Annotated in this window: 10 protein-coding genes; 6 read left to right on the forward strand and 4 right to left on the reverse strand. The window is 62.7% G+C overall.

The genetic code is table 11. From position 1 onward, the window contains the following. The first annotated feature begins 12 nt into the window (after positions 1 to 12). Complete coding sequence (locus AC1RCO_RS13720) at positions 13 to 1,173, forward strand: gamma-butyrobetaine dioxygenase (protein ID WP_210672158.1); 1,161 nt, start codon at positions 13 to 15, stop codon at positions 1,171 to 1,173. 255 nt (positions 1,174 to 1,428) lie between these two features. Here the strand turns inward: AC1RCO_RS13720 and AC1RCO_RS13725 are convergent, their stop codons facing one another. Beyond that, positions 1,429 to 1,893: a DUF4952 domain-containing protein gene (locus AC1RCO_RS13725; protein WP_258611258.1), complete on the reverse strand. Its 465-nt coding sequence runs from the start codon at positions 1,891 to 1,893 to the stop codon at positions 1,429 to 1,431. A gap of 278 nt (positions 1,894 to 2,171) precedes the next feature. On the opposite strand from AC1RCO_RS13725, the gene AC1RCO_RS13730 reads away from it, so the two are divergent. Both AC1RCO_RS13730 and aac(6') read left to right on the forward strand, forming a co-directional pair. After that, positions 2,172 to 2,435 carry a hypothetical protein gene (locus AC1RCO_RS13730; RefSeq protein WP_015637320.1) on the forward strand — a complete coding sequence of 88 codons (264 nt, stop codon included), beginning with the start codon at positions 2,172 to 2,174 and terminating at the stop codon, positions 2,433 to 2,435. A gap of 62 nt (positions 2,436 to 2,497) precedes the next feature. Continuing rightward, entirely contained in the window at positions 2,498 to 2,944 is a 447-nt protein-coding gene (gene aac(6'), locus AC1RCO_RS13735) for an aminoglycoside 6'-N-acetyltransferase (RefSeq protein ID WP_019095262.1), read from the forward strand. Here aac(6') and gbdR read toward each other — a convergent pair whose 3' ends face one another. Both gbdR and AC1RCO_RS13745 read right to left on the reverse strand, forming a co-directional pair. Further along, the gene (gene gbdR / locus AC1RCO_RS13740; RefSeq protein WP_011063935.1) at positions 2,945 to 4,048 is read right to left on the reverse strand and encodes a choline metabolism transcriptional regulator GbdR; all 1,104 of its coding nucleotides are present in this window, start codon (positions 4,046 to 4,048) and stop codon (positions 2,945 to 2,947) included. A 412-nt stretch (positions 4,049 to 4,460) separates the two neighbouring features. Beyond that, complete coding sequence (locus AC1RCO_RS13745) at positions 4,461 to 5,837, reverse strand: L-serine ammonia-lyase (RefSeq protein ID WP_011063936.1); 1,377 nt, start codon at positions 5,835 to 5,837, stop codon at positions 4,461 to 4,463. Positions 5,838 to 6,264: 427 nt separating this feature from the next. Here AC1RCO_RS13745 and AC1RCO_RS13750 point away from each other — a divergent pair, with 427 nt between their 5' ends. From AC1RCO_RS13750 to choV, 3 genes are all read left to right on the forward strand, one after another. Further along, the gene (locus AC1RCO_RS13750; RefSeq protein WP_011063937.1) at positions 6,265 to 7,221 is read left to right on the forward strand and encodes a choline ABC transporter substrate-binding protein; all 957 of its coding nucleotides are present in this window, start codon (positions 6,265 to 6,267) and stop codon (positions 7,219 to 7,221) included. A gap of 70 nt (positions 7,222 to 7,291) precedes the next feature. Further along, on the forward strand, positions 7,292 to 8,137 hold the full coding sequence (choW, locus tag AC1RCO_RS13755; RefSeq protein ID WP_019095263.1) for a choline ABC transporter permease subunit: 846 nt from the start codon (positions 7,292 to 7,294) through the stop codon (positions 8,135 to 8,137). Continuing rightward, positions 8,134 to 9,312: a choline ABC transporter ATP-binding protein gene (gene choV / locus AC1RCO_RS13760; protein ID WP_011063939.1), complete on the forward strand. Its 1,179-nt coding sequence runs from the start codon at positions 8,134 to 8,136 to the stop codon at positions 9,310 to 9,312. The genes choW and choV overlap by 4 nt, the downstream gene beginning before the upstream one ends. Before the next feature lie 165 nt (positions 9,313 to 9,477). Here the strand turns inward: choV and AC1RCO_RS13765 are convergent, their stop codons facing one another. After that, entirely contained in the window at positions 9,478 to 11,430 is a 1,953-nt protein-coding gene (locus AC1RCO_RS13765) for a BCCT family transporter (RefSeq protein ID WP_225368821.1), read from the reverse strand. Positions 11,431 to 11,821: the final 391 nt, after the last annotated feature.

Raw genomic sequence — 11,821 nt, forward strand, 5'->3', positions numbered from 1 at the left:
AAGGAGATCGCCGTGAACACCGCCGCCCTTGCCGACTACCGCAGTTACCCGTTGATCAGCGCACTGGCCACTGTCCAGGTCCTGCCGGACCGGCTCCAGGTGCACTGGGCCGACGGCCGTCTCAGCCCTTTTCACCATCAATGGCTGCGGGACAACTGCCCTTGCCCGCAATGCGTCTACAGCGTGACCCGCGAACAGGTGCTGGAAATCGTCGATGTTGCCGAAGACCTCGAGTGCAACGCCGCACGCATTGATGCCGACGGCTGCCTGAACCTCGACTGGGCGGACGGCCACCGCAGCCGCTTCGACCCCGGCTGGCTGCGGGCCCATGCCTATGATCGACAGTCGCGCGAAGAACGGCAGGCCGCCAAGGCCCGGCACTCGCTGTGGGACGCCAGCCTGCAACTGCCCGTGTTCCAGTACCAGGCGCTGATGGAGGACCCCCAGGTGCTCCTGCAATGGCTGCTGGCCCTGCGCGATACCGGCCTGACCCAGGTCCGTGGCGCGCCCACCGAACCCGGCTCGCTGGCCCTGATTGCGCGGCGTATTTCGTTTATCCGCGAAAGCAATTTCGGCGTGCTGTTCAACGTGCAGTCCAAGGCCGATGCCGACAGCAACGCCTACACCGCCTTCAATCTGCCGCTGCACAGCGACCTGCCGACCCGCGAGCTGCAACCGGGGCTGCAATTCCTGCATTGCCTGGTGAATGACGCGGTAGGCGGCGAAAGCATTTTCGTCGACGGCTTCGCCATTGCCGACGCCTTGCGCCGGGAAGACCCCGAAGCGTTCCGCGCCCTGTGCGAAATTCCCGTGGAGTTTCGCAACAAGGACCGCCACAGCGACTACCGCTGCCTGGCGCCGGTCATCGCCCTGGATGCCCGGGGCCAGGTCGCGGAAATCCGCATGGCCAATTTCCTGCGTGGCCCCTTCGACACCACGGAAGAACAGATGCCCCGGCTGTACCGCGCCTACCGGCGCTTTATCGCCCTGACCCGCGAAGCCCGGTTCCGGGTCATTCGCCGCCTGGACCCGGGCCAGCTCTGGTGCTTCGACAACCGCCGCACCCTGCACGCACGCAACGCCTTCGACCCGGCCAGCGGCGCCCGGCACTTCCAGGGCTGCTACATCGACCGCGACGAACTGCTCTCCAGAATTCTGGTGCTGCAGCGCTGATCCTCACCCCTCCCGCCCCCGGCTCCCCTGTAGGAGCCGGCTTGCCGGCGAAACTTGCCGGAGAGCTTTCCACAGGCAAAAAAAAAGCCCCGATCAAGCCGTGACAGGATCGAGGCAGGGACTACTTCTGAGGAGCTGCGGTGAGAAGGTGACCAAACCGACACGACGCGAGCTGGTTTCAGTCTGCCCACTCTGCCTTCCCGCGAGTTAGCCGAGAGCGACCTGCTCATAGGTAATAGGGCCACTGCCACGCCTTCAGATGTCCTCGGTATACAGCACCACCGTCACATAGAAATAGCCGATCTTGTGCCAATCCTGGCGCCGGTTGTAGGGCGTCTCTTCAGAGCCCATGCCAATCTGGTAATTACGCCCGGTCTTTTTATCCCTATAGGAAATGAAACCCTTCGTTTCCCAGCCGCAGCAGACAAACCTGAGCCCCTCCTGCCCCCCCAACTCCCGCTGCAGATAGCGCTCTACCTCATGGGCGTCCTTACCTTTGACCCGGTAACTGGCAGTCAGCGGTGCGCCCTGATCCTGGGGCCTCGACTCACAACGGAAAAACTCCAGGGACTTCGGTGGATCGGTCATGGCCTTCAGAAAATCGTCGCACTCGGGAGCGGCCAGAACGGCGCCGGAAACCATCAACAACAAACAGGCGAACCCCATTCTGAACATCACTTTCATCCACTCCAGCTCCATGGTTTGCCACTTGGCGGCCATCCTACCGAACACCCAGCGCTGGCACAGAGTGTCTTTGCGCGGCAGGAGCGCTCATTACCCCACCCTTCAGGCAAGCCCGAGGCCTCACAAGCAAGCGCCGCAAGACTTGATTGCGCCGCCTTTTCCCAACGCTGTGGCAACCGGCCATGGCCATCGACTTAGCCGAAAACGACCTGTTCATAGGTAAACGGGCCATCGCGACAATCTGCCCTTGCCGCCACCCGGACGCCCTACCAGAATCGGCTCACGACCACGCTCCCTGAACAAGGATAAGAGTCATGATGCACGCGGATCTGATTGACCAGGACGACCTGCTGGGACAACTCCGGGCCCTGGGTTTCGAAATGCCCGCAGGCGCCAGCGCCGAGCAGGCCTGCGAATGTGCGGTAAGGGGCTTGAGCGATGCACGGGCCAAGGCGCTCAAGGGCATGGTCGAGCAGATGCTCACCGGCAATGCGACCATCCTGCCTGCCGTACGCCAGGCCATCGACCGCCAACTACTGCCGGCCCTGGCCGAGTACCAGCAGCAAAAACGCGCGTGAACGCCCCCGGGGCCCGGGCGGGTTGCTAAAGTGGGTTTCCTCCACAAACCACAGGCCCGCTCATGACCCCCATTGAACCTGGTTCATCCGCCAACGCTGGCGGGTGGCTGCAATTGCGCCAGGGCCTGTGGCCCGATTGCCCGCAGGATGAACACCAGGCCGAAATCCAGCAGATTCTGGCCGAGCCCCAGCGCTACGGCTGCTGGCTGGCCTGCACCGAGAACGGTGAGGCCGTGGGCCTGGCCGAGGCTGCATTGCGCCACGACTACGTCAACGGCACCGACAGCTCCCCCGTGGTCTTTCTTGAAGGCATCTATGTGGCCCCCGGGCATCGTCGCCAGGGCATTGCCCAGCGCCTGATCGAGCAGGTCGCCTATTGGGGGCAACAACAGGGATGCGTGGAAATGGCCTCGGACACCAGCCTCGACAACCTGGCCAGCCAGGATCTGCACCACGCGCTGGGTTTCGAGGAAACCGAGCGCGTGGTGTATTTCAAGAAACGCCTGTGACTACAGGCGCACGCTGGCGAAGGTCGATTCGTTGCGTGCCTGGCTCAGGGCCGACAATGGCCCGGACAGCGGCGCCAAAACCATGGCTTGCGGCAGCGGCATCATCGCCACCTGCTGGGTGGTGTTGGAACCGATGCGCTCGTCACGCGGTGGAATGCCGAAGTACTCGCGGTAGCACTTGGAGAAGTGCGGCGTGGAGACAAAACCACAGACCGACGCCACTTCGATGATCGACATGGGAGTCTGCTTGAGCAGTTGCCGAGCGCGGATCAGCCGCAGCTTGAGGTAGTAGCGCGACGGCGAGCAATGCAGGTACTTCTGGAACAGCCGCTCCAGCTGTCGCCGGGACACGGCGACGTACACCGCCAGTTCGTCGAGGTCGATCGGCTCTTCGAGGTTGGCTTCCATCAGGGCGACGATTTCCTGCAGCTTGGGCTGGTTGGTGCCCAGCATGTGCTTGAGGGGTACGCGCTGGTGATCCTGCTCGTTGCGGATGCGCTCGTAGACGAACATTTCCGAGATCGCCGCCGACAGCTCGCGGCCATGATCGCGGCTGATCAGGTGCAGCATCATGTCCAGCGGCGCGGTGCCGCCGGAGCTGGTGAAGCGGTTGCGGTCGAGGGTGAACAGGCGGGTGCTCATGGCCACCCGGGGAAAGGCTTCCTGCATCGACGCCAGGCATTCCCAGTGCACGCTGCAATCGAAGCCGTCCAGCAGGCCGGCGCAGGCCAGGGCCCAGCTGCCGGTACACACCGCGCCCAGACGGCGCGACTGGCGGGCCTGGCTCTGCAGCCAGGACACATGTTCGCGGGTGACGGTGCGCTGGATGCCGATACCACCGCAGACAATCACGGTATCGAGGCTGGGAGCTTTGTGCATCGCGGCATCGGGGGTGATCTGCAGACCGTCACTGGCCCAGACCTGGCCACCATCGACGCTGAGGGTGGTCCAGCGATACAGCTCGCGACCGGACAGTTGGTTGGCCATGCGCAGGGGTTCGACTGCGGAGGCCAGGGAAATCAGCGTGAAATTGTCCAGCAGCAGAAAGCCGATGGATTGAGGCGCACGGTTCTGGGGTTGGGCCCCGGAGTTGAACGACGTCATCGCGATATCTCCTCACACAAAGCGGGTGATGGCCTCAGGCGGAGGCTCTTTTTATGTGCCCTGTTCCTCAAGGGAGACGGGCTTGATATTCACAGAGCAATTGCCATGCCTAAAGTTGAATGGGCATTCAATAACTCCTGAAAACGACGTCGCGACGTGTCTACATAGCCCTTGTCAATGTGCGGATAAGAAGCGCCGCCGTCGGCGTGCGATGGCCAGGCTCAGAGAGCTGTGAGCAGTTAGGTAGCACTTGCGCGGCAGGCACTTCGCACAGGGGCGGGCGAGTGTCACTCAAAGCACAACCGGGCCACGGGCACGGGGGCTGCCCGGCCCGGTTGGCGACTTGTCTATTCACGACGCGCTAAAAGGTGGCGCGCCCCTGGGCATGTGAGCGATTTGTGCGCGCCGGCAATCAGCACTCCACGGCGCTGACCGCCAGGCCGCCACGGGAGGTTTCCTTGTATTTGTCGTGCATGTCGGCGCCGGTATCACGCATGGTGCGAATCACCCGGTCCAGGGAAATGAAATGCTGGCCATCGCCGCGCAAGGCCATTTGCGCGGCATTGATCGCCTTCACCGCGGCAATCGCGTTGCGCTCGATGCACGGCACCTGCACCAGCCCGCCCACCGGATCACAGGTCAGGCCGAGGTTGTGCTCCAGGCCGATCTCCGCGGCGTTGCACAACTGCTCCGGGGTCGCCCCGAGAATTTCCGCCAGCCCGGCCGCCGCCATGGCGCAGGCCGAACCCACCTCACCCTGGCAGCCGACTTCGGCACCGGAGATGGAGGCGTTCTTCTTGCACAGGATGCCGATGGCCGCCGCGCCGAGAAAGAAATCCACCACGTTGGCGTCGGTGACGTCTTCGCTGAACTTCATGAAGTAATGCAGCACCGCCGGAATGATCCCCGCCGCGCCGTTGGTGGGGGCGGTGACCATGCGTCCGCCGGCGGCGTTCTCTTCGTTCACCGCCAGGGCAAACAGGTTGACCCACTCCATGGCGCTGAGGGTGGAGCCGATCACATTGGGCTTGTTCAGTTCCTGCAGGCTACGGTGCAACTTGGCCGCGCGGCGACGCACATTGAGCCCGCCAGGCAGGATGCCCTCGTGCTTGAGCCCCTGTTCCACGCAGTCCTGCATGGCACGCCAGAGCGCCATCAGGCCGCTGCGAATTTCCTCTTCCGAACGCCAGACCTTCTCGTTGGCCAGCATCAGTTCGGCGACCCGCAGGTTGTGCTTCTGGCACAGGCCCAGCAGTTCCACCGCACTGGAAAAATCGTAAGGCAGCTCGCTGCGGTCCAGGTCCGCCACACCGCTGTCGGCCTGGGCCTGGTCGACGACAAAACCGCCACCCACCGAATAGTAGGTATCGCGGTGCAGCTCACCCTCTTCGCCCGCGGCCACCAGGGTCATGGCGTTGGGGTGGAACGGCAGGTTGCGGTCCACCAGCTGCATGTCCCGGGCCCAGATGAAAGGCACTGGCAGCCGCCCGTCCAGCAACAGGGTGTCGGTTTCCCGCAGCAGCTCGATGCGCGTGCCGATCAGCGACGGGTCGATCGCGTCCGGCCACTCCCCCATCAGGCCCATGATCACCGCGTTATCGCTGCCATGGCCGATGCCGGTGGCGGACAGCGAACCGAAGAGCTGCACCTCGACCCGGCGTACCTGCTCCAGCAGTTGCCTTTCCTTTAATACCTGGACGAACAAAGCCGCTGCGCGCATGGGCCCGACCGTGTGGGAACTGGAGGGGCCGATGCCGATCTTGAACAGGTCGAAAACACTGATAGCCATTGCTGCGTAACTCCTGGTTGAGCACTGTCCGGGCGCCGGAAACGCCCTCTGACGGAGCTGCTACGCTCAAGCTGCAATCCGCCGAGAAGGGCGCATCATCAGGCTTTTGCCAAGGCCCACGACGTCTGACACCGACTCACTCATGCCCACTAACGCCGCCAGGCGCAACGCAGGGGTTTTGGGCGTTTTTTGCGGCTCAGTTGTAGGAAAAATCGCTCGAAAACACTGTAAGCGACCTCACCGACACTGGATGCGACCCTCCCTGTACTGGATACGACGCACCCTGTAGGCGACAGATTTTCACTGGTACATGATCAGTCTCGACTCGATTGCAAGGCACGGTGGTAGAGCTGTTCCCGACACACCAACCGCCACACTTATAAGCGCGGTCCAAACGCCGCCAAAAAAACATCCAGGAGTCCCCCCTATGAAAGGTTCCCCGTCGTTGTTGTTGGCCGCCATGCTGAGTCTGCCGCTTCTGGCACAAGCCGCAGAACCGGCACAATGCAGCACCGTAAACTTCTCCGATGTCGGCTGGACCGATATCACCGTGACCACCGCCACCACCAGCGTCGTGCTCAACGCCCTGGGCTACAAGACCAAGACCACCATGATTTCCGTGCCCGTGACCTACAAGTCCCTGGCCGACGGCAAGAACATGGACGTGTTCCTCGGCAACTGGATGCCGACCATGGAAAACGACATCAAGCCCTACCGCGACGCCGGGACCGTGGCCACCCTGCGGGCCAACCTGGAAAACGCCAAGTACACACTGGCGGTGCCCGAGTCGCTGTACGACAAGGGCCTGAAGGACTTCGCCGACATCGTCAAGTTCAAGAAGGAACTGGACGGCAAGATCTACGGCATCGAGCCGGGCAACGACGGCAACCGCACCATCCAGACCATGATCGACAAGAATGCCTTCGGCCTGAAGGACGCCGGCTTCAAGGTGGTGGAATCCAGCGAGGCAGGCATGCTGTCCCAGGTCGAGCGCGCACAGCGCCGTGACACCGCGGTGGTGTTCCTGGGCTGGGAACCGCACCCGATGAACACCCGTTTCAAGATGAAGTACCTGACCGGCGGCGACGAGTTCTTCGGCCCCAACTTCGGCCAGGCCACCATCTACACCAACACCCGCAAGGGCTATGCCGAAGAGTGCAGCAACGTCGGCCAGTTGCTGAAGAACCTGTCGTTCACCCTGAACATGGAAAGCACCCTGATGGGCAACGTGCTGGACGACAAGATGAAGCCTGAGGCGGCCGCCAAGGCCTGGCTGAAGCAGAACCCTCAGGTGCTCGATACCTGGCTCGCCGGCGTGACCACCATTGACGGTAAACCTGGCCTGGAGGCCGTGAAAGCCAAGCTTGCACAAGCTTCAAATTAAGTAGTGCGCTTACGCCGGGCGGGCTCGCCCGCCCGGGCTGTTTTTCCCTTGCATGCGGACGTTCAATACCATGCTCACTGATCAGAAAATCCCCCTGGGCCAGTACATCGCGGCTTTCGTCGAGTGGTTGACGAAGCACGGCGCCAGCACCTTCGACGCGATCGCTACCACCCTGGAAACCATGATCCACGGCGTGACGTTCGCGCTGACCTGGTTCAACCCCCTGGCCCTGATCGGCCTGATTGCCCTGCTGGCGCACCTGATCCAGCGCAAATGGGGCCTGACCGCCTTTGTCGTGCTGTCCTTCCTGTTGATCCTCAACCTGGGGTACTGGCAGGAAACCATGGAAACCCTGGCCCAGGTGCTGTTCGCCACCCTGGTCTGCGTGCTCATCGGCGTACCGCTGGGCATAGTCGCGGCGCACAAGCCGCTGTTCTACACCATGATGCGGCCGGTGCTGGACCTGATGCAGACCGTGCCCACCTTCGTCTACCTGATCCCGACCCTGACCCTGTTCGGCCTGGGGGTGGTGCCCGGCTTGATTTCCACGGTGGTGTTCGCCATCGCCGCGCCGATCCGCCTGACCTACCTGGGCATTCGCGATGTTCCACAAGAGTTGATGGACGCCGGCAAGGCCTTTGGCTGCTCGCGCCGTCAGTTGTTGTCGCGCATTGAACTGCCCCACGCCATGCCGAGCATCGCCGCCGGCATTACCCAATGCATCATGCTGTCGCTGTCGATGGTGGTGATCGCCGCCCTGGTGGGCGCCGATGGCCTGGGCAAGCCGGTGGTCAACGCCCTCAATACCGCGGATATCGCCCTGGGCTTCGAAGCCGGCCTGGCCATTGTGCTGCTGGCGATCATGCTCGACCGCATCTGCAAGCAACCTGAAGCCAAAGTAGGAGGTGACGCATGAGCATTATCCGCTTCGACAAGGTCGACGTGATTTTCTCCAAGGACCCGCGCGAGCCCCTCAAGCTGCTGGACCAGGGCATGACCCGCAACGAGATCCTGAAGAAGACCGGGCAGATCGTCGGCGTCGAGAATGCCAGCCTGGACATCGAGAAAGGCGAGATCTGCGTGCTGATGGGCCTCTCCGGTTCCGGCAAGTCGAGCCTGCTGCGCTGCATCAACGGCCTGAACACCGTGAGCCGCGGCAAGCTGTTCGTCGAGCATGAAGGCAAGCAGATCGACATCGCCTCCTGCAGCCCCGCCGAGCTGAAGATGATGCGCACCAAGCGCATCGCCATGGTGTTCCAGAAGTTCGCCCTGATGCCCTGGCTGACCGTGCGCGAAAACATCAGCTTCGGCCTGGAGATGCAGGGCCGCCCGGAAAAGGAACGGCGCAAGCTGGTGGACGAGAAGCTTGAGCTGGTGGGCCTGACCCAGTGGCGCAACAAGAAGCCCGACGAACTCTCCGGCGGCATGCAGCAGCGCGTGGGCCTGGCCCGTGCCCTGGCCATGGACGCCGATATCCTGCTGATGGACGAACCCTTCTCGGCCCTCGACCCGCTGATCCGCCAGGGCCTGCAGGACGAACTGCTGGAGCTGCAGCGCAAGCTGAGCAAGACCATCGTCTTCGTCAGCCACGACCTGGATGAGGCCCTGAAGCTGGGCAGCCGCATCGCCATCATGAAAGACGGACGGATCATCCAGTACAGCAACCCGGAAGAAATCGTGCTCAACCCGGCGGACGACTATGTACGGACTTTCGTTGCCCACACCAACCCCCTGAACGTGCTGTGCGGGCGCAGCCTGATGCGCAGCCTGGACAACTGCAAGCGGGTCAACGGCTCGGTATGCCTGGACCCGGGTGGCGATTCCTGGCTCGACCTGGCCGAAGGCAACACCATCAAGGGCGCACGCCGCAACGGCTCGCAGCTGGACCTGCAGAACTGGGTTCCGGGGCAAGCCGTGGAAGAACTGGGCCGACGCCCGACCCTGGTGGACTCCAGCATCGGCATGCGCGATGCCCTGCAGATCCGCTACCAGACCGGCAACAAACTGGTGCTCCACGACAACCAGAAAGTGGTGGGCATCCTTGGCGACAGCGAGCTCTACCACGCGCTGCTCGGCAAGAACCTGGGTTAAGCAGCAGACACAAAAACGCCGCGAGCAATCGCGGCGTTTTGCTTTAACCACCCACCCCCTTCTGTAGGAGCTGGCTTGCCAACGAACAGGCCCTGAAGCCTTGCAGCGCCCTTGAGGACGTCTTCGCCGGCAAGCCGGCTCCTACAAGGATGGGGCCGTTTTCACTCAGCTATAGACACGGCCAAGGAGCTGCCGATGGCTTTCGAACTGATCGAGCACATCCCGGGTGATCTGCTCCTGGGTGAAGCCCATCAAGTCGTATTCCTGGCTGCCGTTGTGCAGATACACCTCGGCGCGGTAGAAACGGCTGCGCACTTCGCTGTCGGCCCCTTCCGGCTGGGTCGATTCGCTAGGCGTCGCCAGGTAGCCGTCCAGGCTCACTTCATAGACGAAGGGATTGCCTTCATCCATTTCCACGCGCAGGCCCAGCAGGTTCTTCGACTTGCCCAGGTTGGTCTGCACTTCCAGGCTCAGGTTGCGCAACTGCGCAGCCGCTTCCTGCAAGGCCGGGCTGACGTGCTTGTCCATGTAGCGCTGCACCACCGACTGGGTCGGCTGCAGGTCCAGCTGGCTCAGGCGCTCGCTGAAACCGCGGCGGCCACGCTCGGCCAGTTGCGCCTGTTCCTGCTCGATCTGCACGTCCTGGCGCATGGCCTTGTGCAAGCCGAACATGAAGCAGATCAGCACCACCGAGAACGGCAGGCCGGCCAGCACCACCATGGTCTGCATGGCTTCGAAGTTGCCGGCGAACAGCAGGCCGATGGTCACCAGGGTGATCACCACCGACCAGAAGATCCGCAGCCAGTGCGGGGCGTCTTCGTCGACGTTGCCGCCCTTGCACGAAAGGTTGGCCATCATCACCGCCCCGGAGTCGGCGGGGGTCAGGAACAGCACGAAGCCGACGAAGATCGACACACCGATGACAATCTTCGAGGCCGGGTAGTGCTCGAGCAGTTGGTAGATCGCCATGGACGGCTGTTCCAACGCCGTCTTGCCCAACTCCACGGCTCCCTGATTGACCACCAGATCCAGGGCCGAGTTACCGAAGATCGACAGCCAGGCCAGGGTGAAGCCCAGGGGAATCAGCAGTACGCCGGCCACCAGTTCACGCACGGTGCGACCACGGGAAATACGCGCGATGAACATGCCTACAAATGGCGCCCAGGAAATCCACCAGGCCCAGTAGAACAGGGTCCACAGGCCCAGCCAGCGATCGGACTTGGCGCTGTCGCCCTCATACACATAGAGGTCGAAGGTCTTGAGCACTACACCGTTCAGGTAGTCGCCGATGTTCTGCACGAAGCCGTTGAGCAGGTGCAGGGTCGGGCCGAACAGCAGGACGAAGATCAGCAGGCCGCTGAACAGCACGATGTTCAGGTTGGACAGGCGGCGGATGCCGTTTTCCACGCCGGACACCGCGGCGATGGTGGCCACCGTGCTCATGACGATGATCACGATCAGCAGGTTGGTGTTGCTGTGCTCCATGCCGAACAGGTTTTCCAGGCCGGAAGACACCTGCATCGAACCAATCCCGAGGTTGGTCACCAGGCCCAGCAGGGTCACGAACATGCCGAAACCGTCCACCGCGTGGCCGGCCGCGCCCTTGACCCAGCGCTCGCCCACCAGCGGGTACAACGCCGAACGCAGCGCCAGTGGCTGGTTATGCCGATAGGCGAAGTACGCCACCGCCAGGCCCACCAGGGCATAGATGGCCCAGCCGTGCAGGCCCCAGTGCAGGAACGTCAGCTGCAGCGCCTGGCGTGCGGCCAGGTTGCTGCCCGGTACGCCTTCCGGCGGGTTGAAGTAGTGGTCCAGCGGCTCGGAAGCACCGAAGTACAGCAGCGAGATGCCGATGCCGGAGGAAAACAGCATCCCCGCCCAGGCGCCGTAGCTGAAGTCCGGGGTGTCCTGCTTGGTCCCCAGCTTGAGCTTGCCGTAGGAGGAGAACGCCAGGCCCACCACGAACACCAGGTAAGCGGCGATCACCACCATGTAGTACCAGCCGAAGCTGCGGGACAACCAGGCCTGGGCAATGCCCAGCAGTCGGCCGGCCTCTTGCGGGGCGATGATCAGAATGGCGGTCAACAACAGGATCAGCGCGGTGGAGGTGTAGAACACCCAACCGTTGACCCGCACCTTCTCCGGTGGGGTCTTTATAAGAGAGGCAGAACTCATTGCGCAGATGCTCCGGGCAGTGCGAGAGAAGGACACAAGGCAACACGGCACCCGACCAATCGGTTAGTTGGCAGCCGATCATCGGGTGTTATAAAGACACCCCGAAAACACCCGAAACCGCAAAAGCCGCGTTGCGCAACCGCATCCGGGGCCGGTGACGAACCTGCAGTTCGTCGCCTGGAACCCGGAGCGTCCTGCCCCTTCAACACGTGTGCTCTCTTGCCGGTCCACGCTATGCCGCGTGTAAGTTTCGGGCATTTTCGGAGGTCGTTTTTCCGCCATCTGCGAGCAGGAGAAACTCCCCAGGCAGCGACGATTTGTCGCAGATCTTATT

This window comes from Pseudomonas sp. GW823-FHT03E05 (assembly GCF_058796855.1).